This is a genomic window from Streptomyces sp. JK94, assembly GCF_053613315.1.
In genome coordinates this window covers 1-25,937 of record NZ_JBSICH010000022.1, presented here as the reverse complement: position 1 = coordinate 25,937, position 25,937 = coordinate 1, and the positions used below count along the sequence as shown (strand labels likewise).

The window sequence follows — 25,937 nt, the reverse complement described above, 5'->3', positions numbered from 1 at the left end:
GCCGCTGACGCATCCGACGGGCGGTGTGTCGCATGATGTCGGCTTACCTCTGATCCATAAAGTCGGGTAAGTCCATTGAGCGCGACAGGTACACCGCAGGGGTGATGAGGATGAGCAGCGCGTCGGCGTCCCCGCACGGCTTCGTGACCGTACGCGGGCGTGCGCGCGGCTACCGTCCCGAGCAGGTGGAGGCGTGTGCCGCGGCCCTCTCCGAGGAACGCGACGCGGCCTGGGAGCGGGCCGCCCGGCTGACCGTGCTCGCCCGGGAGATGGGGGAGGATCTGGCGGAGCTGCGGGAAGCGGCCGCACAGCTCACCCCGCAGGACTACGAGGCGCTCGGGGAGCGCGCGCGGCGCCTGTTCCTGCTCGGGCAGGAGGAGGCCGAGGCGGTACGGGAGGCGGCCCGGAGCGCGGCGGAGGGTCTGCTGGAGCAGGCGCGGGCGCACGCGGCCGGGGTGCGTGAGGCGGCGCGGGCGCACGCCGACGCCGTACGCGCCGAGGCCGACGAACGGGCCCGGCAGCGGCTGCTCGCGGCGCGTGCGGAGGCCGACGGGGCGCGGATCGAGGCGCGGTGCGAGGTCAAGGCCGGACGCGGAGAGGCGCTGTCGGTGCTGCGTGAGATGCGCAGGCGGACCACCGGGATGCTCGCCGAGCAGAACCGGGAGCACGCCGAACGGCGCGCCGCCGCCGAACGCGCGCTGGACGAGCGGACGCGAACCCTGGACGCGCACCACGCGGAGCTGGTGGCGCGCGCCGAGCAGGGCGTGGACGAGGCGAGGCGGGCCCTGGCCGATGCCGAGGAGGCGGCCGGGCGGCGGCAGGAGCAGGCCAGGGCCCGGGCGGCCGAGGTGGTCGCCGAGGCCCGGGCGCGGCAGGAGCGGATCGCCCGCGAGACCGAGCGGGTGCTGCGCGAGCACGGGGAGCGGTGGGACGAACTCCAGGCCCACATGGCCTCCGTGCGCAGCAATCTCCGTACGCTGACGGGACGGGCGGTGGAGTGACGTCTGGGGTGTCCGGGATGTCCGGGGTGTTGGGGACTTTCGAGGTGTCCGGGGTGTTTGGGGCGTCCGAAATGTCTGAGGTGCTCCGAGGTGTCCGGGGCGTCTAAGGCGTCTGGGGCGTCCGAGGTGTCTGGGCCTCCGGGGCCTCCGGGGCCTCCGGGGTGTCCGAGGCGTCCGAGGCGTCCGGGGTGACCGAGGCGTCCGGGCCGTCCGGCCGCGGCCGGACACCCCCGCGCCATGCGCACCGGCGTACCGCCCCGTCGCCCGGCCGGCGCCGGCACCGCGACGTCAGTCCTGGAGCACCGGGAACCGGCGCGGCGCCACCACCAGCAGCACCAGGAACGCGAGCGCCGCCGCACCCGCCGCGCCCAGGTACACCGCGTGCACGGCGTCGGCGATCGCCCGCCGCACGGACTCGCCGGCGGCTCCCGAATCCAGGGCCCTGGTCACCGGGTCGAGGTTGCCGGCGCCGTGCTCGCCGGCGCCGAGGCCGCCGCCCGTCCGGCCCAGTCGTGCGGCCAGCACCCCGTTGGCGAGCGCGCCGAAGGCCGCCGCGCCGAGGGTCTGTCCGGTCTGGCGGCAGAAGAGGATGGAGGCGGTCGCGGTGCCCCGTTCCGACCAGCCGACCGTGGACTGGACCCCGACGATGAGAGGCAGCTGGAAGAGGCCGAGCGCGGCCCCGAGCAGCAGCATCAGGAGGGCCGGCTGCCAGGCCTCGCCGGGGTAGGGCAGGAAGGGGAAGGCGAACAGGAGCAGGGAGGCGGTGCCGATCCCGAGCATCGCCGTGTTGCGGAAGCCGATCCTGCGGTACACGTGCTGGCTCAGGGCCGCCGACACCGGCCAGCTCAGCGTCCACACGGACAGCACGAAACCGGCGGCCACGGGTGCCAGGCCCAGCACCGACTGGGCGTAGGTGGGCAGGAACACGGTCGGCGCCACCATCAGCACGCCCAGCGCGCCGAGCGCCAGATTCACCGCGGCGATCGTACGGCGCCGCCACACCCAGCCGGGGATGATCGGCTCCGCCGCCCGCCGCTCGATCACCACCACGGCCGCCAGCAGGGCGAGGCCCGTCGTCAGGAGGGCGAGCGAGGGCGCCGACAGCCACGGCCAGGCCACCCCGCCCTGCACCAGGACGGTGAGCAGCACGCCGCCGCAGGCGAACACGGCCAGCGCGCCCGCCCAGTCGACACGCGCGCGCGTGCCGTCCGTTTCCCGCGGCGGCTCGTGCAGGTGGCGGACGATCAGCCACAGGGCGAGCGCGCCGACGGGCAGGTTGATGAGGAAGATCCAGCGCCAGTCGGCGTAGGCGACCAGAACTCCGCCCAGGCCGGGGCCCGCCACCGCGGACACCGCCCACACCGTGGAGAGCCTGGCCTGGATCTTCGGCCGGTCCTTGAGCGGGTACAGGTCCGCGGCGAGCGTCTGCACGGTGCCCTGGAGGGCGCCGCCGCCCAGGCCCTGCAGGACCCGGAAGGCGATCAGGGCGCCCATGTTCCAGGCCAGCGCGCACAGCAGGGAGCCGAGGAGGAAGAGCGCCGCCCCCGCCACCAGGACCGGCTTGCGGCCGAAGGTGTCGGAGAGCTTGCCGTAGACGGGCAGCGTGACGGTGACGGCCAGCAGGTAGCCGGAGAAGAGCCAGGAGAAGAGGGAGAAGCCGCCGAGGTCGCCGACGATCTGCGGGACCGCGGTCGAGACGATCGTGGCGTCGAGCGCCGCCAGCCCCATGGTGAGCATCAGGGCGGCGACGACGGCACCGCGCCGGTCCGGGCCCGTGCCCCGCGGGACCTCGTGTGTCGCGGGTCTGGTGCCGTCCACGCCGTCCACCTGGGTGCCTCCCCCTTGCGTTCCCCCTGCATCCATCTGCCGGAGTCAGCTTGCCACTTGTCCCCGACGCCGCGGGAGGGCGGACGCCGGGTGGGCCTCGGGGCGGAGTCGACCCCTAGGCGGGCTCCGCCGAAGGGCGGACTGCCCCTAGGGGTACCTCCGTACTACGGGTCGGGGAGGGTTCGTACCGACGGAGGACGAGACGGGCCGGTGGCGTCCTTAGTCTGGCTTTACGCCGCTGGGGGCGGCGAACCGGACCCGTGGGGGTGGGGTTTTCCCCAGGAGAAGAGTGTGCTGTACCTCAGCGCGCTCGCCCCCTGGTTCCGGCCAGACTCTTCGACGTAGCCGACACGAAGCCCGAGCACCACGCAGAAACACCACATACGAGCACGACGCAACTCCCGCACCACGTACGAGCACGACGTCCCCGCACCACGTACAAGCACGACGCACGAGCACGACGACGTTCCCGCGCCCCGTACGAGCACGACGTACAAGCACGACTTTCAAGCGACGCGTTCCAGCGACACGACCAGCGGTACCGCTCAGCGTTCACCGCCGGCACCGGCGGCTCGGACCATGACCGACATAGGAGACTTGACATGACATCGGCCGTAACCATTCCCAGGCACGGGGACGCTGGAGGGCGTACGGCCGTTGCCGCGCGAGCGCGGCAGGTCGTGAAGGCCTACGGGTCGGGCGAGACCCGGGTCGTCGCCCTCGACCACGTGGACGTGGACATAGCCCGGGGCCGGTTCACCGCCATCATGGGCCCGTCGGGGTCGGGCAAGTCGACCCTGATGCACTGCCTGGCCGGCCTGGACACCGTCACCAGTGGCCAGATTTACCTTGACGAGACCGAGATCACCGGGCTGAAGGACAAGAAGCTCACACAGCTGCGCCGGGACCGGATCGGCTTCATCTTCCAGGCCTTCAACCTGCTCCCGACACTGAACGCGATCGAGAACATCACGCTGCCCATGGACATCGCCGGGCGCAAGTACGACCGCGCGTGGCTGGACCGGGTCGTGGAGACGGTGGGACTCGCCGGGCGGCTGAAGCACCGGCCAACCCAGCTCTCCGGCGGCCAGCAGCAGCGGGTCGCGGTGGCGCGGGCCCTCGCCGCGCGCCCCGAGATCATCTTCGGTGACGAACCGACCGGGAACCTCGACTCGCGCGCCGGCGCCGAAGTGCTGGGCTTCCTGCGCCGTTCGGTCACCGAACTGGGACAGACCATCGTGATGGTCACCCACGACCCGGTGGCCGCCAGTTACGCGGACCGGGTGCTGTACCTCGCCGACGGCAGGATCGTGGACGAGATGCACAAGCCGACCGCGGAGGCCGTCCTCGACCGCATGAAGGACTTCGACGCCCGGGGGCGCACGTCATGACCGTCGTCAAGACCTCGATGCGCAACTTCTTCGCGCACAAGGGCCGCATGGCGCTCTCGGCGGTGGCAGTGCTGCTGTCGGTGGCGTTCGTGTGCGGGACTCTGGTGTTCACGGACACGATGAACACCACCTTCGACAAGCTCTTCGCGGTCACGGCGTCGGACGTGACGGTCATGCCGAAGGACGCCGAGGGCGAGGAGACCCCGCAGAACGGCGTGCCCGAGGCGCTTCCGGCCTCCGCGCTGGAGCAGGTCCGCGAGGCCGAAGGCGTCAAGTCGGCCGAGGGCGCGGTCGCCTCGATGAACGTGACCGTCGTCGACAGCGAGAACGACAACGTGGGCGCCACCGACGGCGGTCCGACCATCGCCGGCAACTGGACCGAGAACGAACTGCGGTCGATGGAGATCACCTCCGGGCACGCCCCACGCGGGCCGACCGAGGTGATGGTCGACGCCGACACCGTCGACAAGCACGACCTGAAGCTCGGCGACGAACTGCGCACCATCGCGCAGACCGGCGACTTCAAGGCGAGGATCGTCGGCGTCGCCTCCTTCACGGTGACCAACCCTGGCGCCGCCGTCGTCTACTTCGACACGCCCACCGCCCAGCGCGAACTGCTGGGCGCCACCGGCAGGTTCACCCAGCTCAACGTCACCGCCGCGGCCGGCGTCTCCGACGCGCAGCTCAAGCAGAACGTCTCCCGGGTCACGGACGGCACCTACAAGGTGCAGACGGCCAAGGAGAACTCCGACGAGAACCGCCAGGAACTCGGCGAGTTCATGGACATCATCAAGTACGCCATGCTCGGCTTCGCCGGCATCGCGTTCCTGGTCGGCATCTTCCTGATCATCAACACCTTCTCCATGCTGGTCGCCCAGCGCACCCGCGAGATCGGCCTCATGCGGGCCATCGGCTCCTCCCGCCGGCAGGTCAACCGCTCGGTGCTGGTCGAGGCCCTCCTCCTCGGCGTCGTCGGCTCGGTCCTGGGTGTCGCGGCCGGTGTCGGGATAGCCGTCGGCCTGATGAAGCTGATGTCGGCGGCGGGCATGAACCTGTCCACCGACGACCTGACCATCAAGACGGCGACCCCCGTGGTCGGCCTGGTCCTCGGCATCGTCGTCACCGTCCTGGCCGCCTACCTGCCGGCCCGCCGCGCCGGCCGGATCTCCCCGATGGCCGCCCTGCGCGACGCGGGGACGCCGGCCGACGGCAAGGCCGGCCTGATACGCGGCCTGATCGGCCTGGTCCTCACCGGTGCCGGTGTCACGGCCCTGCTCACGGCCGCCGCCTCCGACAAGGCGAGCGAGGGTGCGCTGATGCTCGGCGCGGGCATCGTGCTGTCGCTCATCGGCTTCGTCGTCATCGGGCCGCTGCTGGCCGGCATCGTGGTGCGGGTGATCAGCGCGGTGCTGCTGCGGGCCTTCGGCCCCGTCGGCCGCCTGGCCGAGCGCAACGCCCTGCGCAACCCGCGCCGCACCGGCGCCACGGGCGCCGCCCTGATGATCGGCCTCGCGCTGGTGGCCTGCCTCTCGGTGGTCGGCTCCTCCATGGTCGCTTCGGCCACGAGCGAGCTGGACAGGACGGTCGGCGCGGACTTCATCGTCCAGGGCAACCAGCGGATCGTGCCGCAGGCCGAGAAGGCGATGCAGGACACGCCCGGCCTGGAGCACGTGACCCGCTACAAGATGCTCGACGCCACGCTGACCTCGCCCGACGGCAGGACGGACGACGAAGGCATCACGGCCGCCGACCCGACCTACGCCCAGGACGTGAACCGCGCGACGACGGAGGGCAAGCTCTCGGCCGCCTACGGGCCGGACGCCATGTCGGTCGGCACGGACTACGCGAAGAAGTACGACGTGCACGTCGGCGACACCCTCTCCGTCGCCTTCGAGGGCGGCGAGACCGCCGAGCTGAAGGTCGCCGCGATCACGGACGACGACGTGGCCCTCGACCAGGGCGCGCGGTACATCAGCATCGAGACGATGCGGAAGTACCTGCCGGCCGACCGCATCCCGCCGAACACGATGATGTTCGCCAAGGCCGAGGACGGCCAGACGGAGCAGGCGTACGCGGCGCTGAAGAAGTCGATGGACCCGTACCCGCAGTACCAGGTGGCCGACCAGACCGACTACAAGCAGGAGCTGAAGGACCAGGTCGGCCAGTTGCTGAACATGGTCTACGGCCTGCTCGCCCTGGCGATCATCGTCGCCGTCCTCGGTGTGGTGAACACCCTGGCGCTGTCGGTGGTGGAGCGGACCCGCGAGATCGGCCTCATGCGTGCGATCGGCCTCTCCCGCCGCCAGCTGCGCCGGATGATCCGCCTGGAGTCCGTCGTCATCGCCCTCTTCGGCGCCCTGCTGGGCCTGGGGCTGGGCATGGGCTGGGGTGCTACGGCCCAGAGGCTGCTCGCCCTGGAGGGACTCAACGTCCTCGAGATCCCCTGGCCGACGATCATCGGCGTCTTCATCGGCTCGGCCTTCGTGGGCCTGTTCGCCGCGATGGTCCCGGCGTTCCGCGCGGGCCGCATGAACGTCCTGAACGCCATCGCGACGGAGTGACACCGACAGCCACCGCACCGGGACAGTGCACCTAAGGGGTGTCACCGAAGCGGAAGAAAGCGCGGCACCCGGGTGGGTGCCGCGCAGGGGGCGGTCAGTCGGTGGTGCCGGTGGCGGCGAAGGTGCCCAGCGCGAGGGCGGCCGGCAGCACCACCAGCACGGTCAGGTACAGGACGATCAGTCGGCGGTCGGGGCGGCTCATGTTTCGCTCGCTTCGTCTCGAAGTGAGGGGTGGACCGGGGCAGGTTGGTGCAGCGCCGGCGCCGGACGCCCCGGGTCGCGCGATCACGTCGCAGGAGGAACGGGGGGCAGCCGGTCACACCGCGCGCAGTGCTCCATCGCCCCGCCTCCCTGCGGCTGGACAGGGACCGGCGTGGGCGTAGGTCAGGTACACCCCGGAATCCCCCAGCCAGGGACGTGGGATGAGGCGGTGGTGCGTCAGGAGTACGCGCGCCCTGCACTCGGCACACCACACCTGCGTGGGCTTGCCCGTAGCCTGTCGGCCCGCATGTGCAGTGCGCCGCGGGCGGCGGTTGATGGCCTGCTGAGCGGGCTCGGGCTGGCGTCGATGGCCTGCTCGAGTGCGCGGAGCCCGGGACCGTGGGCGCGGGCGGCGAAGAACGTCTCCGAACGCACGTAGGCGGCCGTGGCCTGCGCGATGCGGTCCTCGGTCTGGTTCGCTGCCCAGCGCATCAGTCCACCAGCCGCGCGGACAGGTCGTGCGGCGTACTCGGCGGGGATGTCGATGCCGGGGCGGATGAGACGCAGGGCGTCCGCGTTGTCGCGGCCTTGGGCGACGACTGCGCCGACGAGCGCGGATACGGTGTGCCGGGGAGTGTCGAGCCAGCCGGCCCATGACGACCAGTACCGATCGTCTCGGACCAGGGTCTCTCCGACGTCGAAGATCACAGCGCGAATCATGCGGGCGGGGCAGCCGGGCATGACGAAACGGTCCCCGCCGCCCGAAGGCGAGGGGGACCGCGGTTAGTCGGAGGAGTAGGGGACGAGTTCCCGGGGATCTCCTCGTGCGTCTCTTGCCGGGCGACCAGGCGCCGGTTCGCACGACGCTCCCGCGTCGATCTGTGGTCGATCCGGCAGCCGACGCCGTCCACAGCCCCCGCGCCGGCCCGCGCAGCGTCGTACGCTGGAGACCCCCGGTCCTCACCCCGCCGGGTTACTCGCGTTGCACACCTCAGACAGACCCGGACACACCCCGCACAGACCCGGACACACCCCGCCAGACGCCAGACGCCAGACGCCAGACGCCCCCGGACACACCCAGACACCCCCGGACGCACCCCAGACACTCCGACGCCCCCCCAGACACATCCCGGCTACACCCCAGGACGGAAGCGCCCCCTCCATGAGCCTGCACGGTCTGCTCGACGCCGTCGTCAAGGACACCGCCCTCGCGGAAGCGATCTCGGCGGCCGCAGACGGCAACCGCATGCACGTCGACCTGGTCGGCCCCCCCGCCGCCCGAGCCTTCTCGGTCGCCGCGCTGGCCCGCGAGACGGGTCGCCCCGTGCTGGCGGTGACCGCCACGGGACGCGAGGCGGAGGACCTGGCCGCCGCCCTGCGCTCCCTGCTCCCGCCGGAGGGCGTCGTGGAGTACCCCTCCTGGGAGACCCTTCCGCACGAGCGCCTCAGCCCCCGCAGCGACACCGTCGGCCGCCGCCTGGCCGTCCTGCGCCGCCTGGCCCACCCCCGCCCCGACGACCCCGAGACCGGCCCGGTCTCCGTCGTCGTCGCACCGGTGCGCTCCGTGCTCCAACCGCAGGTCAAGGGCCTCGGTGAGCTGGAGCCGGTCGCCCTGCGCAGCGGACGGAGCGCCGATCTCGAAGAGATCGTCCAGGCCCTGGCGGCCGCCGCGTACGCGCGCGTGGAGCTGGTGGAGAAGCGCGGTGAGTTCGCCGTGCGCGGCGGCATCCTGGATGTCTTCCCGCCGACCGAGGAACACCCCCTGCGCGTCGAGTTCTGGGGCGACGAGGTCGAGGAGATCCGCTACTTCAAGGTCGCCGACCAGCGTTCCCTGGAGGTCGCCGAGCACGGCCTGTGGGCCCCGCCCTGCCGCGAGCTGCTGCTCACCGAGGACGTACGGGAGCGTGCCCGGGTCCTCGCCGAGGACCACCCGGAGCTGGGCGAACTGCTCGGCAAGATCGCCGAGGGCATCGCGGTCGAGGGCATGGAGTCCCTGGCCCCCGTCCTCGTCGAGGACATGGAACTGCTGCTGGACGTGCTGCCCAAGGGTGCGATGGCCCTCGTCTGCGACCCGGAGCGGGTGCGCACGCGGGCCGCCGACCTCGTGGCCACCAGCCAGGAGTTCCTCCAGGCCTCCTGGGCGGCCACCGCGGGCGGCGGCGAGGCGCCGATCGACGTCGACGCGGCCTCCCTGTGGTCCCTCGCGGACGTCCGGGAGCGGGCCCGCGAGCTGGACGTGATGTGGTGGTCGGTCTCGCCCTTCGCCGCCGACGACGCGCTGGAGGACGCTGACACCCTCAAGCTCGGCATGCACGCCCCCGACACCTACCGCGGCGACACCGCGAAGGCGCTGGCCGACACCAAGGGCTGGCTCGCCGACGGCTGGCGCGCGGTCTACGTCACCGAGGGCCACGGCCCGGCCGCCCGCACCGTCGAGGTCCTCGGCGGCGAGGGCATCGCGGCCCGCCTCGACAACGACCTCGGCACCCTGAGCCCCTCCGTCGTGCACGTCTCCTGCGGCTCGATCGACTTCGGCTTCGTCGACCCGGCGCTCAAGCTGGCCGTGCTCACCGAGACGGACCTGACCGGCCAGAAGGCCGCGGGCCGCGAGGGCGCCCGGATGCCGGCCCGGCGCCGCAAGACCATCGACCCGCTCACACTGGAGGCGGGCGACTACATCGTCCACGAGCAGCACGGCGTGGGCCGCTACATCGAGATGGTCCAGCGCACCGTGCAGGGCGCCACCCGCGAGTACCTGGTCGTGGAGTACGCCCCCGCCAAGCGCGGCCAGCCCGGCGACCGCCTGTACATCCCGACCGACCAGCTGGAGCAGATCACCAAGTACGTCGGCGGCGAGGCCCCCACCCTGCACCGCCTGGGCGGTGCCGACTGGACCAAGACCAAGGCCCGTGCGAAGAAGGCGGTCAAGGAGATCGCCGCCGACCTGATCAAGCTCTACAGCGCGCGGATGGCGGCGCCCGGGCACGCGTTCGGCGCGGACACCCCCTGGCAGCGCGAGCTGGAGGACGCCTTCCCCTACGCGGAGACCCCCGACCAGCTCACCACCATCGCCGAAGTCAAGGAGGACATGGAGAAGACGGTCCCCATGGACCGCCTGATCTGCGGCGACGTCGGCTACGGCAAGACCGAGATCGCCGTGCGGGCCGCCTTCAAGGCCGTCCAGGACGGCAAGCAGGTCGCCGTACTCGTGCCGACGACCCTGCTGGTGCAGCAGCACTTCGGGACGTTCAGCGAGCGGTACGCGCAGTTCCCGGTGAGCGTGAAGGCGCTGTCCCGCTTCCAGAGCGACAGCGAGGCCAAGGCGACCCTGGAGGGGCTGCGCGAGGGCTCGGTGGACATCGTCATCGGCACCCACCGGCTCTTCTCCTCCGAGACCAGGTTCAAGGACCTGGGCCTGGTCATCGTCGACGAGGAGCAGCGCTTCGGCGTCGAGCACAAGGAGCAGCTGAAGAAGCTCCGCGCCAACGTCGACGTGCTGACCATGTCCGCCACACCCATCCCGCGCACCCTGGAGATGGCGGTCACCGGCATCCGCGAGATGTCGACGATCACCACCCCGCCGGAGGAGCGCCACCCGGTGCTGACCTTCGTCGGCCCCTACGAGCACCGGCAGATCGGCGCCGCCGTCCGCCGCGAGCTGCTGCGCGAGGGCCAGGTCTTCTACATCCACAACCGCGTCGAGTCCATCGACCGCGCGGCGGCCAAGCTCCGCGAGATCGTGCCCGAGGCGCGCATCGCAACCGCCCACGGCCAGATGTCCGAACAGGCCCTGGAGCAGGTCGTCGTCGACTTCTGGGAGAAGAAGTTCGACGTGCTGGTCTCCACGACCATCGTCGAGTCCGGCATCGACATCTCCAACGCCAACACCCTCATCGTCGAGCGCGGCGACAACTTCGGTCTCAGCCAGCTGCACCAGCTGCGCGGCCGGGTCGGCCGCGGCCGGGAGCGCGGCTACGCGTACTTCCTCTACCCGCCGGAGAAGCCGCTGACCGAGACCGCGCACGAGCGGCTCGCCACCATCGCCCAGCACACCGAGATGGGCGCGGGCATGTACGTGGCGATGAAGGACCTGGAGATCCGCGGCGCCGGCAACCTCCTCGGCGGCGAGCAGTCCGGACACATCGCGGGCGTCGGCTTCGACCTGTACGTGCGGATGGTCGGCGAGGCCGTCGCCGACTACCGGGCCTCCCTGGAGGGCGGTGTCGAGGAGGAGCCGCCGCTCGAGGTCAAGATCGAGCTGCCCGTCGACGCGCACGTCCCGCACGACTACGCCCCCGGCGAGCGGCTCCGGCTCCAGGCGTACCGGTCCATCGCCTCCGTCAACAGCGAGGACGACGTCAAGGCCGTACGCGAGGAACTCGTCGACCGCTACGGCAAACTGCCGGAACCGGTGGAGAACCTGCTCCTGGTGGCGGGCCTGCGCATGCTCGCGCGGGCGTGCGCCGTCGGCGAGATCGTGCTCCAGGGCAACAACATCCGGTTCGCGCCGGTGGAGTTGCGCGAGTCGCAGGAACTGAGGCTCAAGCGGCTCTACCCCGGCAGCGTCATCAGGGCCAACGCGAACCAGGTGCTGGTGCCGCGCCCCAAGACCGCGAAGGTGGGCGGCAAGCCGCTGGTCGGGCGCGAGTTGCTCGGCTGGGTGGGGGAGTTCCTGACCTCGATCCTCGGCTCGTAGCCACCCGCCGGGAAATCCACCCACGGGCCGAGGAGCGGTCCCCGCACGGCAGGGGCCGCCCACGGTCGAGGAGGCCGCCCCCGCCCCGGGCGGGGCCGTCCACGGGCTGAGGAGGCCATCCTCGCGCGGAAGGGGCCGTCCACGGGCTGACGGAGCCCGGCCCGTGGCGCGAAAGAAGCCGTTCACGTCGAAGCCGCCCACGGGTACAGGCCCGTGGACGGCTTCGACGTGTTCGCGGTGCGGGAGTGCTCTACCGGTGTTCAGGCCCACCCCGCCCGCGCCCGAAGCCGAGCTTGCCCTCGGCCCGTTGCTGTGCGGAGTCGACCTGCTTCTTGTGCTTGCCCCCGGTCCTCTGGTTGACCTGCTGCTCGGCGGCGTCGGACATCTTCCTGGACCTGTCCTTGTCCTTGCCGGCCATGCTCTTCACCTTGTCGAGGATGCCCATGCACAGCTCCTTCCGGAACGGGACTCACTGTCGACCGTACGACAGATATGTCCGAGATGCCCGATAAGGCACCATGTGGACTGGACCTCTCTGTCGCTACGGTGGTACGGCGAACGGCAAGGGGAGGGGCGCGCATGAGGCGGCACGACAGAATTCGCACCGGATGGGGCGTGACCGGGGCTGCCCTCGCCCTGACCCTGGTCACCGGATGCGAGGGCCTCGACGGCGACGGTGCCTCGTCCCCGGGTGGCGGTGCCGAGGCGCCGGCCGCCGGGCAGGCCGTCAGCCCCCTGCGCAACCCGGACGGAACCGAACCCGGCCTCGCCCCGGTCACGGGCGACAAGCCGAAGGCGACGGCCCGCGAGCTCATCGACGGCCTGCGGACCAAGGGGCGCGGCCCCCGGACGGGATACGACCGCGACGAGTTCGGCTACGCCTGGATGGACACGGCGGACGGGGTGCCGCTGGCCCGCAACGGCTGCGACACAAGGAACGATCTCCTGAAGCGCGACGGTCAGGATCTGCGCTTCCGCTCCGGCTCCGACTGCGTGGTCGTCGCCATGACGCTGGACGACCCGTACACCCGCACGACCATCGAGTGGCGCAAGCAGGAAGCGGGCGAGGTCCAGATCGACCACGTCGTGCCGCTGTCGTACAGCTGGCAGATGGGCTCCTCGCGGTGGGCGGAGAGCAAGCGCGAGCAACTGGCGAACGACCCGCTCAACCTGCTCCCCGTCCAGGGCCGCGCCAACTCCGCCAAGGGCGACTCCGGACCGGCGTCCTGGCTCCCGCCGGACAAGTCGATCCGCTGCGCTTACGCGGTCCGCTTCGCCCAGGTCGCCGTGAAGTACGAACTGGCGGTGACCGCACCGGACCGGCAGGAGATGCTCCGGCAGTGCGGCGGCTGAGCCGGGGCGGCCCCCGGGGCGGGCCGGCGAAGAACCGTTTCCGGACCGTTGGCCGCCCTGCCTACGGTGACCGCGTGGAGTTGAACATCTCGAGCCTCGCCGAGCGCCCGGAGATGCTGGAGCGGTTCCGGGACATGGCCGACAGCCGGCCCGCGTTCGCCGTCGAGGACCTTTCGGGCTGGGCCGGGTGATCGCGCCCCTGCCGGCGGCGGGCCTGCCGCGCGTCCCGCCCCGAGCCGGTGGTCCGTCTCGACGGCCGGGCGGTCCGGGCGGTCCGGGCGGTCCGGGCACGGTAAGTGACCAGCACGACAACGGTTCGGCAACCCGGGGCCGGTTGTCCGTGTCGGCCTATACGCTCGACTCCACACGGGCCCGCCCGGTGTGTCCGCTCTCATCAGGTCTCCAGGAGAAGTCATGCACGGCCAGGGCTATGTGCCGCCACCGCCGCCGCGCCGCCGCCCCAACACCGCGGTGCTGGTCCTGCTGCGCGTCTTCTTCGTGGCCCTGCCCCTGTTGAGCCTCGGGTTCCTCGCCTGGATATCGACCTTGTACGCGGCCATCGTGACCCGCAGGCCGCGCGACTGGTGGGCCTTCGCGGCGTCGGCCGTCGTGCTGGTGGTCAGCTTCGGCTTCCTCGTCACGGACCACACGGACGACTTCAGTACGCCGAACGGCACCGCGGGCATGATCATCCTGCTGCTCAACGCCTGTGCCTGCGCGGGTTACTTCCTGTACGCGGACATCCGGCACCATCAGGTGCCCCTCCACACCGGCTACCCGCCGCCCGGGCCCCCGGCCACCGGCTACGGACACCCGCAGCCCGCGTACCCCTACTCCGCCGCCCCCACGCTCCCGCAGACGCACCCGCCGTACCAAGTCCCGCAGCCGCAGCCGCAGCCGCCCGTCCCGCCGCCCGCGCCCCCGCGGACCCCCCAGCCCGCCCGCATCGATCAGGTCCGTGCCGAGCTGGACGAGCTGAGCGACTACCTCCGCAAGCACGAAGGCAACGGCAGCGGCAACGGCGGACACGGGGGCGGCAGGTGAGCGTGGCGGCAGGACGCGTCGTCGCCGGCCGGTACGAGCTGTCCACACTCATCGGCCAGGGCGGCATGGGACAGGTCTGGACGGCCTACGACCAGCGGCTCGACCGGCGCGTGGCGGTGAAGCTGCTGCGCCCCGACAAGGTGGCGGGCCAGGAGGCGGACGAACTGCGCCGCCGGTTCGTGCGCGAGTGCCGGGTGACCGCCCAGGTCGACCACCCCGGTCTCGTCACGGTGCACGACGCGGGCAGCGAGGGCGAGGAACTGTTCCTCGTCATCCAGTACATCGACGGTGCCGACCTCGCCGACCATCTCACCGAGCACGACCCCTACCCCTGGCAGTGGGCGGTCGCCGTGGCCGCGCAACTGTGCGCCGTCCTGAGCGCCGTGCACGCCGTGCCGATCGTCCACCGCGACCTCAAGCCGCGCAACGTGATGGTGAAGCAGGACGGCACCGTCACCGTCCTCGACCTCGGCGTCGCCTCCGTCATGGACGCCGACACCACCCGCCTCACGCACACCGGCACCCCCATAGGCTCGCCCGCCTACATGGCACCCGAGCAGGCCATGGGCGGCGCGGTCGGCCCCTACACCGACCTGTACGCACTCGGCGTGGTCCTGCACGAACTGCTCAGCGGAGACGTCCCGTTCGCCGGCTCCACCGCCCTCGGCGTGCTCCACCGGCACCTGTACGAGCCGCCCGTGCCCGTACGCCGCATCCGCCCCGAGGTCCCCGAGGCGCTCGAAGCGCTGGTCCTGCGTCTGCTCGCCAAGGACCCGCAGCACCGCCCCGCCTCCGCCCAGGAGGTCTACGAGCACCTGGCACTGCTGTTGCCCGCGCGCGGTGTGCCCACCGGCGGGCCCCTCGACCCCACCCGCCCCTTCGTACGCCCGCACGCCCCCTGGCCCGACCGCGCCCGCACCCCCGCCCCCCAGCCGGCCGCCGTGCCGCCCGCGGCCGAGGCCGGGAAGCCGGACGTCGCCCGTGCCGTCGACGACGTCAAGCGCCTGCTCGGCGAGGGCCGCATCACGCAGGCCGTCGACGTCCTCGGCGCGATCCTGCCCGTCGCCGCCGAACAGCACGGCGAGCGCTCCCCGGTCGTGCGCACCCTGCGCAGGCAGTACGCGGCCACGCTCATGGACGACGGCCAGTACCGGCGCGCCCTGCCCGAACTGCGCCGCCTCGCCGACGAACGCGCCGCCGAGGCCGGCCGGGCCGACCCGCAGGCCCTGCGCCACCGCTGCGACGCCGCCCACTGCCTGGAGCAGCTCGGCGAACCGGCCGCCGCCCTCGCCGAGTACCGCGCGCTGCTGCCGTACTACGAGAACCAGTACGTCGCCGGCGACCCCGACCTCGCCCACGACGTCCGCCGCCGCATCGGGCACCTGCTCCTCGCCCTCGGCGACCGCGCCGCCGCCCACGAGACGCTGGCCCGGCTGCTGCACGACGTGGAGCGTCTGCACGGCCCCGGCCACCCGGTGGCGACCGAGGTCCGGCGCACCCTCCAGTGGCTCGGCCAGGTACGCGGCTGACGACCGCGACCCCCGGAGGACCGCGCGGCGGTGCCCGAAGTCCTGGTGAATCGTTGGTCGAATGGGTTGGCCAGAGCCGGGCCACTGCCTACCATCGATCATCGCAAGACTTTGTGCACCGTCGCACAATCTCCAACGGGAGGTTTCCTTGCACCGCCGCCGTCGCACCGCGCTCCTGTTCACCGCCGCGATCGCCGCCGCGGCGCCTCTGCTCACCGCCTGCGGCAACGACGCGCATCCGGGAGCGGCGGCCGTCGTCGGCGACCAGCGGATCACCGTCGCCCAGCTGGAGAACCGCGTCGACGAGGTACGCGAGGCGCAGCGGGCCGCCGTCCCGGACGACGCCCAGTACCAGCAGGTCGTCGCCCGCACCGGCACCCTGGCCCGCGACACCCTGCACAGCATGGTCCTGGACCGGGTCCTGCACCGCGCCGCCGAGGACGCGGACGTGACCGTCACCCGCAGGGAGGTGCAGGAGATGCGCGGCGGACTGGAGGAGCAGGCCGGCGGCGCCAAGGAGCTGGAGACGGTCTGGCTGCAGCAGTACGGCGTCGCCCCCGAGCGCCTCGACGAGAACCTCCGTCTCCAGCTGGAGGCCCAGAAGCTCGCCGAGAGCCTCGGCACCGACACCAGCCGGCCCGAGTTCTGGCAGGCCCTGTCCAAGGCCTCGGCGAAGCTCGACGTCGACCTCAATCCGCGCTACGGCGACTGGGACGTCCAGAAGAGCAGCCGCGTCGACACGAAAACGCCGTGGCTGCGGGAGATCACGGCACCGCCGGCCCCGCAGACGGCGTAAAGGCCCCGCAGGGGGCCGCCGCCTCCGGCCGGCCCCCGGCGGGCAGCGTCCCGCCCTCCTCGGTCCTCTGCCGACAGTGCCCCGCCTCCCGTCATCCCTCGCGGACAGAGGGCTGTCAGTGAGCCGGGCCCCTGTGGACAACGTCCCACCGGTGGTCCGGGCCCTTGTGGACAACGCCCCGCCAGTGCGCCGCGCCTGTGGACGGCTGCGCTCCGGCCGGCCCCCCTGTGGGCAACTCCGGGGGTTGTCCGCCGCGTGCGTTACGTTCTGATCGTGAACGCAACCAGCGCCGACGCCACCCCCGGCACCGCCCCCGACCCCGGCCGCATCGTCCTGCTCACCACCAGCCACCGGGTCGCCCCCGGCCTGCTGTCCTGGCCCGCCTGGCAGGCCCTGCGCACCGCCGACCGTGTGCTGTGCGCCGACGGCACGCACCCCCAGCTCCCGTATCTGCGCGAGGCGGGCATACCGGTCGACGAGGCGGCCCCGACCGCCGAGGAACTGGTCGCGACCTGCGCCGGCGGCCACACGGTGGTGGTCGTGGCGACCGGTGAGGGCGATCCCGCGCTGACCGACGGGCTGGCCCGCCTCGCCGGCTCCGGCCGCGTCTCCATGCCGGACCTGGAACTGCTCCCCGCCTCCTACGACCTCCCGGGCGCCCGCCTGCTCGACCTCGTACAGGTCATGGACCGCATCCGCGTGGAGTGCCCGTGGTCGTCCCGGCGCACCCACCGGGGCCTGGCCAAGTACGCCATCGAGGAGGCGTACGAACTCGTCGAGGCGATCGAGGACGGCGACCGCGACGAACTGCGCGAGGAACTGGGCGACGTACTCCTCCAGGTCGTCTTCCACGCCCGCATCGCGGAGGAGGACCCCGACGCGCCGTTCTCCGTCGACGACGTGGCCGGCACCATCGTCGCCAAGCTGATCCACCGCCACCCGCACGTGTTCGGCGACGAGACGGCCTCCACCCCGGAGGAGGTCAGGGAGCACTGGCTGCGCACCAAGGCGGCCGAGAAGCAGCGCACCTCGGTCACCGAGGGCGTCCCGCTCGGCCAGCCCGGCCTCGCCTTCGCCGCGAAGCTCGCCTCCCGGGTGCGCACGGCAGGCCTCCCGGTCCCCCTGCCCTCCGGCGAGGGCATCGGCTACGAACTGCTGTCCCTGGCGGCCCGCGCCGAGGCCGAGGGCACGGACCCGGAAGCGGCCCTGAGAGCGGCGGCCCGGGCGTACCGGGACGCGATCAGGGAGGCGGAGGGCGCCGAGGGCTGAGGCCGATGCCGTCCGGTACCGGCGGAGGAAAGGAGCACCGGGGAGGGAACACCGGAGGAGCCCCGGGAAACGGAGCCCCGGGAAACGGAGCCCCGGGAAACGGCCCCCCGGCGCCCGAGCCCCGGAGAAGAGGCACCTGCACCCCGGCCGCCCCCGCCGCCCCGGATACGGTCGAGGGGTGACCGACCACTCCACGCCCGACTGTCCCACCCCCGAGCTTTTCACCTGGGAGTTCGCGAGCGACCCCTACCCCGCGTACGCCTGGCTGCGCGAGCACGCGCCCGTGCACCGGACGCGGCTGCCCAGCGGCGTGGAGGCCTGGCTGGTGACCCGGTACGCCGACGCCAAGCAGGCGCTCGCCGACCCTCGGCTGTCCAAGAACCCGGCCCACCACGACGAGTCCGCGCACGCCAAGGGCAAGACCGGCATTCCGGGGGAGCGGAAGGCCGAGCTGATGACCCACCTGCTGAACATCGACCCGCCCGACCACACCCGGCTGCGCCGGCTGGTCAGCAGGGCCTTCACCCCGCGCCGCGTGGCCGAGTTCGCGCCCCGCGTGCAGGAGCTGGCCGACGGACTCGTCGACCGGTTCGCCGGCACCGGCAGCGCCGACCTCATCCACGACTTCGCCTTTCCCCTCCCCATCCACGCCATCTGCGACCTGCTCGGCGTACCCCGGGAGGACCAGGACGACTTCCGGGACTGGGCGGGCATGATGATCCGTCACGGTGGGGGACCGCGGGGCGGGGTCGCGCGGTCGGTGAAGAAGATGCGGAGCTACCTCGCCGACCTCATCCACCGCAAGCGCGCGGCGCTGCCGCCCGAGGCCGGCCCCGGTGAGGACCTCATCTCCGGCCTCATCCGCGCCTCCGACCACGGCGAGCACCTCACCGAGAACGAGGCCGCCGCCATGGCCTTCATCCTGCTCTTCGCAGGGTTCGAGACCACCGTGAACCTCATCGGCAACGGCATGTACGCCCTGCTCACCCACCCCGAGCAGCGGGGCCGCCTGCAGACGTCCCTCGCCGCCGGGGAGCACGCCCTGCTGGAGACCGGCGTGGAGGAACTCCTGCGCTACGACGGTCCGGTGGAGATGGCCACCTGGCGTTTCGCCACCCGGCCGCTGTCCCTCGGCGGGCAGGACGTCGCGGCGGGCGACCCCGTTCTCGTCGTCCTCGCCGCCGCCGACCGGGACCCGGAGCGGTTCGCGGACCCGAACACGCTCGACCTCTCCCGCCGGGACAGCCAGCACCTCGGGTACGGCCACGGCATCCACTACTGCCTGGGCGCCCCGCTCGCCCGGCTGGAGGGGCAGACCGCGCTCGCCACCCTCCTCACCCGCCTCCCGGACCTGAGCCTCGCCGCGGATCCGGCGGAACTGCGCTGGCGCGGAGGGCTCATCATGCGGGGCCTGCGCACCCTGCCCGTGTCGTTCACCCCGGTCGCACCGGAGGAACGGAACGGTACGTCACCTCCGCAAACATGACACGCCCTCACCTTTGTGATCTTCACGTGATCTGCGCGGCATGAACTTGTGACAAGCGATCATCTGCCTATACGTTCACGGATCAGCGTGGCCCTGAGCCTCACCGCCGCGCGGTCCCCGCTGTCTCGTGAAAGGTCGTCGCATGCTCTCCGGGAACGGTCGTCACCGCCGCCCCCGCCAGGCTCCCGCCCTGGTCGTCGCCGCTGGAGTGACGGGCTCCGCCATCGCGATCCCGCTCCTCGGCGCCACCGGCGCGCACGCGGTCGACGGGACGAACTGGGACCGGGTCGCCGAGTGCGAGACCGGCGGCGCGTGGAGCCAGAACAGCGGCAACGGGTACTACGGCGGCCTGCAGCTGTCGCAGGACGACTGGGAGCGGTACGGCGGCCTGGAATACGCGCCGAGCGCCGACCAGGCCAGTCGCTCCCAGCAGATAAGAGTCGCCGAGAAGCTGCGCGCGGACCAGGGCGTCGCCGCCTGGCCGACCTGCGCGCCGCTCGCGGGCATCGGGAACGCCCCGGGGGCCGCGGACGGCGGCACGGGTGCGACGGGTGACGGCTCGTCGGAGGGCGCGGACGCCTCCTCGGCCCCCACCGCGCCCGCGTCGGCCGATCCGTCTGATCCGTCCGGTTTGACCGGTTCCCCGGAGTCGGACGGCTCGTCCGGGACATCGGAGCCGCGGCCCGGACTGTCGCCGTCCGCCTCGCCCTCGTCCACCTCCGGCGCCTCGTCGGCCGACCGGAGCGAGTCGGCCGGGTCCGGTTCGTCCGACTCCGCGGCGGGTCTCGGTCCACAGGATTCCGGCAGCTCTTCCGCACCCACCACCAAGGGTGATGAAGTGGACAAGGTCGGGCAGAGTGACGCTTCTTCACCCCTCGCCGAGACCGATGAGTCCGGCGCGGGCAAGCACCGCGGCGGCAATGCCGACGAGAACCCGGTGGACGAGCGTGCGTCCGACCCGTCGGGGCGGCACGCCTCGCGCGGTGAGGGAGAGGCGCGAGAGGTCGTGGACGGGTCCTACACCGTGCGGTCCGGCGACAGTCTCTGGGGCATCGCCGACTCCCTTGGGGTCGACGGCGGATGGCGCTCGCTCTACACCGGCAACGAGGAGGTCGTCGGCGCCGACCCGGACCACATCCTGCCCGGTCAGACGCTCACGGTCGGGGGCGAATCGGGTGAAAAGTAGGGGGAGTTCGCGTCACGGTTCGAGCCGTATGTCCGTTTTGGATCACGTGAGATATAGGTCTCAGAAGTCGTGATCGTCTTTGAAAATCCGCGGCGCGCGTGTCTACGGTCGTGATCGCTCGCCATCGCGGGCCCCGGCTGCCGCAACGCCGAATCCTGCCAGCGGCCGTCCGGGAACAGTCGTCGCGCAAGCGCCGCAGGCAGGAGCGGGGGACCCAAGGTAAGTGCCGCACCGGGCAGTTGAGCCGGAGCGGCTAGGGGTGGAGCCGAGTTCCGCGAGGAACCCGGCCGGGCAACTCAACCGGCCCGAACCCGACAGCTCACCTCGCAGGCGTCGGTGAGGGGATCAACCATGCTGTTTTCCGGCAAGGGCAAGCACCGCCGCCCGTCCAAGGCCACCCGTGTCATCGCCGTCGCCGGTGTCACCGGTGCCGCCGTCGCCGCCCCGCTGATGGCGGCCGGCAACGCCTCCGCCGCCACCGCGTCCGAGTGGGACGCCGTCGCCCAGTGCGAGTCCGGCGGCAACTGGTCCATCAACACCGGCAACGGTTACTACGGCGGCCTGCAGTTCTCCGCCTCCACCTGGGCCGGCTACGGCGGCACGCAGTACGCCTCGACCGCCGACCAGGCCAGCAAGGCGCAGCAGATCGAGATCGCCGAGAAGGTGCTCGCGGGCCAGGGCAAGGGTGCCTGGCCGGTCTGCGGCACCGGCCTGTCGAGCGCCGCGTACACCGGCGGCGGCTCCACCGGGAGTCAGGGCGGCGGCTCCGCGCAGTCCTCCGGCAGCTCCGGCAGCTCGCAGAGCCAGAGCAGCGGCTCCACCGCCGACCGCTCCACCGAGCAGAAGGCCTCGCGTTCCGACGAGCGCCCGGCCGCCGAGAAGCCGGCCGAGAAGAAGACCGTCACCACCCCGACCGGCAAGAAGGTCGAGAAGGGCGACGGCGAGTACAAGGTCGTCAAGGGCGACACCCTCAGCTCGATCGCCGCGGAGCACGACGTCAAGGGCGGCTGGGCCGAGCTGTTCGAGCTGAACGACGACATCGTCGACGAGGCCGACCTCATCTACCCGGGCCAGCAGCTGCACCTGAAGTAGGCAGCGGCCCCCCTTGCTCCCGTCCCGGTGCGTATTCCCCCGTACGCACCGGGACGGGATTTTCACGTCCCCACCCCGTCCCGGGGTTCCGCCCCGGATCCGCACGTGTTTCCGGAAACGTCTTTGTTCCGTTCGGAAACAATTTACTCTCGGTTCTGTCCATCGGGTGGGCGATCGGCTGGCCGATCGTCCGGAGCCGGTTAGGCTCGGTCCCGCAGAGCCGCCGCGGTCCCGTGGGCCCGCGCGTCACACCGAAGCGTCACATGGAAGAAGGAGATGCTCGTGCCGTCCATCGACGTCGTCGTAGCCCGGGAAATCCTGGACTCCCGAGGCAACCCCACGGTCGAGGTCGAGGTCGGCCTCGACGACGGCAGCACGGGTCGTGCCGCCGTTCCGTCCGGTGCCTCCACCGGTGCGTTCGAGGCCATCGAACTCCGTGACGGCGACCCGGGCCGTTACCTGGGCAAGGGCGTCGAGAAGGCCGTCCTGGCCGTCATCGAGCAGATCGGCCCGGAGCTGGTCGGCTACGACGCCACCGAGCAGCGCCTGATCGACCAGGCCATGTTCGACCTGGACGCCACCGACAACAAGGGCTCGCTCGGCGCCAACGCCATCCTCGGCGTCTCGCTCGCCGTCGCGCACGCCGCGTCCGAGGCCAGCGACCTGCCGCTCTTCCGCTACCTGGGCGGCCCGAACGCGCACCTGCTGCCGGTGCCGATGATGAACATCCTGAACGGCGGCTCGCACGCCGACTCCAACGTGGACATCCAGGAGTTCATGATCGCCCCGATCGGCGCGGAGTCCTTCTCCGAGGCCCTGCGCTGGGGCGCCGAGATCTACCACACCCTCAAGAAGGTCCTGAAGAACAAGGGCCTGGCCACCGGCCTCGGCGACGAGGGCGGCTTCGCCCCGAACCTCGGCTCCAACCGCGAGGCCCTCGACCTCATCCTCGAGGCGATCAAGGAGGCCGGCTACACCCCCGGCGAGCAGATCGCCCTGGCGCTCGACGTCGCCGCGTCCGAGTTCTACAAGGACGGCTCCTACGCCTTCGAGGGCAAGGAGCGCACGGCCGCCGAGATGACCGACTACTACGCCGAGCTGGTCGAGGCGTACCCGCTGGTCTCCATCGAGGACCCGCTGTTCGAGGACGACTGGGAGGGCTGGAAGACCATCACCGACCGGCTCGGTGACAAGGTCCAGCTCGTCGGTGACGACCTGTTCGTCACCAACCCGGAGCGTCTGGCCCGCGGCATCGAGGAGGGCGCGGCCAACGCCCTGCTGGTCAAGGTCAACCAGATCGGTTCGCTGACCGAGACCCTGGACGCCGTGGAGCTGGCCCAGCGCAACGGCTTCAAGTGCATGATGTCCCACCGCTCCGGCGAGACCGAGGACGTCACCATCGCCGACCTGGCCGTCGCCACCAACTGCGGCCAGATCAAGACCGGCGCCCCGGCCCGCTCCGAGCGGGTCGCCAAGTACAACCAGCTGCTGCGCATCGAGGAGATCCTCGACGACGCCGCCGTGTACGCCGGCCGCAGCGCGTTCCCCCGGTTCCGCTCCGCGAACCAGTAGGCGCGGCGAGGGCCGACCCGGCCCCGCAAGAGGAGGCGTCGTACGTACGTCCCCGTACTCGGTCCCGTACCGTGTGCGGGGACGTACGCGCGTAGGACGGCGCATGACGACGTATGAAGGTGGACGGGAGGCGGGGACATGGCGGTGAAGGACCGGGACCGTTTCTCCACCGCGACCAGGATCCGGATCATCGGGGAGCAGACCGCGGCCCGGGTCTACCGCTCGCAGACCAAGCGCCAGGCCCGTCGCTCCCGGCTGACCGGCCGGGCCGCGCTGCTCGCGATGGTGCTGTGTTCGCTCGTCGTGGCCCTCGCGTACCCGATACGGCAGTACGTCGCCCAGCGCGCCGAGATCGCCGGTCTCCAGCGGGAGCAGCGGGAGACCCGCGACCGGGTCGAGGAGTTGCGCGACCTCAAGGCGCGCTGGCAGGACGACGCCTACGCCGAGCAGCAGGTCCGGCTGCGGCTGCACTACGTGATGCCGGGGGAGACGGGGTTCGTCGTCGTCGACCCGGACGCCGCCAAGCAGGCCCGCGCCGAGGCCGGCGGGGCCGACCGCCCCTGGTACCGGAACGTCTGGGACGGGGTCGACAAGGCCGACGCCGCCGCCCACCGGCCGTGAACCGACCGCGCCGGCAGTGACTCAACAGGAAGACCAGCAGAAGACAGTCATGCAGACTCCCCCGCCGACCACCCCGCGCACCGAGCCCACCGACGCGGACGTCGAGGCCTTCAAGCAGCAGCTCGGGCGTCCCCCGCGCGGCCTGCGCGCCATCGCGCACCGCTGCCCCTGCGGGCAGCCGGACGTCGTGGAGACGGCACCGCGGCTGCCCGACGGCACCCCGTTCCCCACGCTGTACTACCTGACGTGCCCGAGGGCGGCCTCCGCGATCGGCACGCTGGAGGCGAACGGCGTGATGAAGGAGATGACCGAGCGGCTGGCCACCGACCCGGAGCTGGCCGCCTCCTACCGCGCGGCGCACGAGGACTACATCCGGCGCCGCGACGAGATCGAGGAGCTGACCGGCTTCCCGAGCGCGGGCGGCATGCCCGACCGGGTCAAGTGCCTGCACGTGCTGGTAGGCCACTCGCTGGCGGCCGGCCCCGGCGTCAACCCGCTGGGCGACGAGGCGCTCGCGATGCTGCCCGAGTGGTGGCGCAAGGGACCGTGCGTGACGCCCGGCGAGAGGTGCGGGGAGGACGGCCGATGACCCGTGTCGCCGCCGTCGACTGCGGTACGAACTCCATCCGGCTGCTGGTGGCCGACGCGGACCCGGCCACCGGTGAGCTGACCGACCTGGACCGCCGCATGACCATCGTGCGGCTCGGCCAGGGTGTCGACCGCACCGGACGCCTGGCGCCCGACGCGCTGGAGCGGACCTTCGCCGCCTGCCGCGAGTACGCCGAGGTCGTCAAGGAGTACGGCGCCGAACGGCTGCGCTTCGTGGCGACCTCCGCCTCCCGGGACGCGGAGAACCGGGACGACTTCGTGCGCGGGGTGCTGGACATCCTCGGCGTGGAGCCGGAGGTCATCTCGGGGGACCTGGAGGCCGAGTTCTCCTTCACGGGCGCCACCAGGGAACTCGCCGGCCGCGACCACCTCGGCAAGCCCTACCTGGTCGTCGACATCGGCGGCGGCTCCACCGAGTTCGTCGTCGGCGACGACCACGTGCGCGCCGCCCGCTCCGTGGACGTCGGCTGCGTCCGGATGACCGAGCGGCACCTGGTGCGCGACGGCGCCGTCACCGACCCGCCCACCAAGGCGCAGATCGCGGCGATGCGGGCCGACATCGAGGCGGCCCTGGACCTCGCCGAGGAGACGGTGCCGCTGCGCGAGGCGCGCACGCTGGTCGGGCTGGCCGGGTCGGTGACGACCGTCTCCGCGATCGCCCAGGAGCTGCCCGCGTACGACTCGGCCGCCATCCACCACTCCCGCGTCTCCCGCGACCGGGTCCGGGAGATCACCGGGTGGCTGCTGCGCTCCACCCACGCCGAGCGTTCGGCGGTCCCGTCCATGCACCCGGGCCGCGTCGACGTGATCGGCGCCGGCGCGCTCGTGCTGCTCTCGATCATGGAGCGGACGGGCGCGGAGGAGGTCGTGGTGAGCGAGCACGACATCCTCGACGGCATCGCCCACTACGCGGCAAGCGAGGCGCATTGAGGGGCGGTGCCCGGCGACACGGGTGTCGGGCGGGGCGTCACAGGTTGCGGTAGACGTCCCGCCGGTCGCCCACCTTGACGACCAGGACGACGAGTTCGCCATCGTTGATCTGATAGGCGATCCGGTAGCTTCCGACCCGGAGCCGGTAGAGCCCGGACGGGCCGGTGAGCTTCTTGACGTCGGCGTCCTGGCGGTACGGGTCGTCACCGAGTGCGGTCAGCGCGGTCAGGATGCGCATGGCGTCGGGTCGGCTGACGGCCCGGAGCTGCCGCTGCGCCGCAGTGGTGAACCGGAAGGCGTACTTCACGCCGCGTCGCCGTTCTGTTCGGTGAACAGGTCCGCCAGCAGTTCCGCCATGGTCACGGTGGTGCCGCCCTCGGCCAGCACCGCTTCGGCCTCGCGCGCCAGCATCACGTCGGCCGCTTCCTCCAGGGCTTCGAAGTCCGAGATCGGAACCACGGCCGCCACGGGGGCGCCGTTGCGCGTGATGACGGTCGGGACACCTTCCTCGGCCCGGTTGATGTGGTCGGCGAGGTGCGCGCGGGCTTCCCGTACGGTCACGGTGTTCTCAGTCATGGAGTCAGTGTACGCACCTGCGTGTACACAACGCATGTTCGGGAGGAATCGCGTTCGTGCGCGATCCTCGACGGCATCGCCTGGGCCGTGGCGCAGGCGTCCGCGACCGGGCTCCGCGGTCGCGGTCCGAGCAGGGCCGACGACGATTGAGCGGGTGTCGAGGGGGCTTTTCGGGCCCCCCTACACCCCCCCCCCGA

Annotated in this window: 20 protein-coding genes, 1 pseudogene and 1 riboswitch; of the genes and pseudogenes, 16 read left to right on the top strand and 5 right to left on the bottom strand. The window is 72.0% G+C overall.

The features are described from left to right. Positions 1-110 precede the first annotated feature (110 nt). The gene (locus ACVV2G_RS20655) at positions 111-1,001 is read left to right on the top strand and encodes a coiled-coil domain-containing protein (RefSeq protein ID WP_453844217.1); all 891 of its coding nucleotides are present in this window, start codon (positions 111-113) and stop codon (positions 999-1,001) included. Between the two features lie 288 nt (positions 1,002-1,289). Here the strand turns inward: ACVV2G_RS20655 and ACVV2G_RS20650 are convergent, their stop codons facing one another. After that, entirely contained in the window at positions 1,290-2,819 is a 1,530-nt protein-coding gene (locus ACVV2G_RS20650) for an MFS transporter (protein WP_453844216.1), read from the bottom strand. A gap of 611 nt (positions 2,820-3,430) precedes the next feature. On the opposite strand from ACVV2G_RS20650, the gene ACVV2G_RS20645 reads away from it, so the two are divergent. Together ACVV2G_RS20645 and ACVV2G_RS20640 are read left to right on the top strand one after the other, a co-directional pair. After that, positions 3,431-4,219, top strand: a complete 789-nt coding sequence (locus ACVV2G_RS20645) for an ABC transporter ATP-binding protein (RefSeq protein ID WP_453844215.1) — start codon at positions 3,431-3,433, stop codon at positions 4,217-4,219. Then, complete coding sequence (locus ACVV2G_RS20640; protein ID WP_453844214.1) at positions 4,216-6,780, top strand: ABC transporter permease; 2,565 nt, start codon at positions 4,216-4,218, stop codon at positions 6,778-6,780. The genes ACVV2G_RS20645 and ACVV2G_RS20640 overlap by 4 nt, the downstream gene beginning before the upstream one ends. A gap of 699 nt (positions 6,781-7,479) precedes the next feature. Here ACVV2G_RS20640 and ACVV2G_RS20635 read toward each other — a convergent pair. Beyond that, a pseudogene (locus tag ACVV2G_RS20635) lies at positions 7,480-7,701 on the bottom strand (HAD family hydrolase); the annotation flags it as partial. 442 nt (positions 7,702-8,143) lie between these two features. Between ACVV2G_RS20635 and mfd the strand changes: the two are divergent. Further along, positions 8,144-11,677 carry a transcription-repair coupling factor gene (gene mfd, locus ACVV2G_RS20630; protein ID WP_453844213.1) on the top strand — a complete coding sequence of 1,178 codons (3,534 nt, stop codon included), beginning with the start codon at positions 8,144-8,146 and terminating at the stop codon, positions 11,675-11,677. Between the two features lie 250 nt (positions 11,678-11,927). Here mfd and ACVV2G_RS20625 read toward each other — a convergent pair whose 3' ends face one another. Further along, positions 11,928-12,122 (bottom strand): antitoxin, encoded by a 195-nt coding sequence (locus ACVV2G_RS20625; protein ID WP_453844212.1) that lies wholly within the window; start codon positions 12,120-12,122, stop codon positions 11,928-11,930. A gap of 134 nt (positions 12,123-12,256) precedes the next feature. On the opposite strand from ACVV2G_RS20625, the gene ACVV2G_RS20620 reads away from it, so the two are divergent. The 12 genes from ACVV2G_RS20620 to ACVV2G_RS20565 all read left to right on the top strand — a co-directional run bounded on the left by ACVV2G_RS20620 (position 12,257) and on the right by ACVV2G_RS20565 (position 25,164). Further along, entirely contained in the window at positions 12,257-13,030 is a 774-nt protein-coding gene (locus tag ACVV2G_RS20620) for an HNH endonuclease family protein (protein WP_453844211.1), read from the top strand. Positions 13,031-13,444: 414 nt separating this feature from the next. Next, positions 13,445-14,074 (top strand): hypothetical protein, encoded by a 630-nt coding sequence (locus tag ACVV2G_RS20615; RefSeq protein WP_453844210.1) that lies wholly within the window; start codon positions 13,445-13,447, stop codon positions 14,072-14,074. Between the two features lie 38 nt (positions 14,075-14,112). Then, the gene (gene pkaE, locus ACVV2G_RS20610; RefSeq protein ID WP_453844290.1) at positions 14,113-15,603 is read left to right on the top strand and encodes a serine/threonine protein kinase PkaE; all 1,491 of its coding nucleotides are present in this window, start codon (positions 14,113-14,115) and stop codon (positions 15,601-15,603) included. Positions 15,604-15,751: 148 nt separating this feature from the next. Continuing rightward, positions 15,752-16,399 carry a SurA N-terminal domain-containing protein gene (locus ACVV2G_RS20605; RefSeq protein WP_453844209.1) on the top strand — a complete coding sequence of 216 codons (648 nt, stop codon included), beginning with the start codon at positions 15,752-15,754 and terminating at the stop codon, positions 16,397-16,399. Between the two features lie 273 nt (positions 16,400-16,672). Then, positions 16,673-17,668, top strand: a complete 996-nt coding sequence (locus tag ACVV2G_RS20600; RefSeq protein ID WP_453844208.1) for a nucleoside triphosphate pyrophosphohydrolase — start codon at positions 16,673-16,675, stop codon at positions 17,666-17,668. A gap of 178 nt (positions 17,669-17,846) precedes the next feature. Further along, entirely contained in the window at positions 17,847-19,154 is a 1,308-nt protein-coding gene (locus tag ACVV2G_RS20595; protein ID WP_453844207.1) for a cytochrome P450 family protein, read from the top strand. Positions 19,155-19,296: 142 nt separating this feature from the next. After that, positions 19,297-20,340, top strand: a complete 1,044-nt coding sequence (locus tag ACVV2G_RS20590; protein ID WP_453844206.1) for a transglycosylase family protein — start codon at positions 19,297-19,299, stop codon at positions 20,338-20,340. A 181-nt stretch (positions 20,341-20,521) separates the two neighbouring features. After that, a riboswitch (cyclic di-AMP (ydaO/yuaA leader) is annotated at positions 20,522-20,688 on the top strand. A 3-nt stretch (positions 20,689-20,691) separates the two neighbouring features. Continuing rightward, positions 20,692-21,432: a transglycosylase family protein gene (locus tag ACVV2G_RS20585; RefSeq protein ID WP_453844205.1), complete on the top strand. Its 741-nt coding sequence runs from the start codon at positions 20,692-20,694 to the stop codon at positions 21,430-21,432. Between the two features lie 282 nt (positions 21,433-21,714). Further along, positions 21,715-23,004: a phosphopyruvate hydratase gene (gene eno, locus ACVV2G_RS20580; RefSeq protein ID WP_453844204.1), complete on the top strand. Its 1,290-nt coding sequence runs from the start codon at positions 21,715-21,717 to the stop codon at positions 23,002-23,004. A 138-nt stretch (positions 23,005-23,142) separates the two neighbouring features. After that, complete coding sequence (locus ACVV2G_RS20575; RefSeq protein WP_453844203.1) at positions 23,143-23,625, top strand: FtsB family cell division protein; 483 nt, start codon at positions 23,143-23,145, stop codon at positions 23,623-23,625. A 49-nt stretch (positions 23,626-23,674) separates the two neighbouring features. Beyond that, on the top strand, positions 23,675-24,214 hold the full coding sequence (locus ACVV2G_RS20570; RefSeq protein ID WP_453844202.1) for a DUF501 domain-containing protein: 540 nt from the start codon (positions 23,675-23,677) through the stop codon (positions 24,212-24,214). Then, a complete protein-coding gene (locus tag ACVV2G_RS20565) occupies positions 24,211-25,164 on the top strand; it encodes a Ppx/GppA phosphatase family protein (protein ID WP_453844201.1) in 954 nt (317 codons plus the stop codon). Before ACVV2G_RS20570 ends, ACVV2G_RS20565 begins: the two co-directional genes overlap by 4 nt. Positions 25,165-25,201: 37 nt before the next feature. On the opposite strand, the gene ACVV2G_RS20560 is transcribed toward ACVV2G_RS20565, so the two are convergent. Then, positions 25,202-25,471, bottom strand: coding sequence for a type II toxin-antitoxin system RelE family toxin (locus ACVV2G_RS20560; RefSeq protein WP_216723616.1), 270 nt, complete (start codon positions 25,469-25,471; stop codon positions 25,202-25,204). After that, entirely contained in the window at positions 25,468-25,740 is a 273-nt protein-coding gene (locus ACVV2G_RS20555) for a type II toxin-antitoxin system Phd/YefM family antitoxin (protein WP_453844200.1), read from the bottom strand. Before ACVV2G_RS20555 ends, ACVV2G_RS20560 begins: the two co-directional genes overlap by 4 nt. Positions 25,741-25,937: the final 197 nt, after the last annotated feature.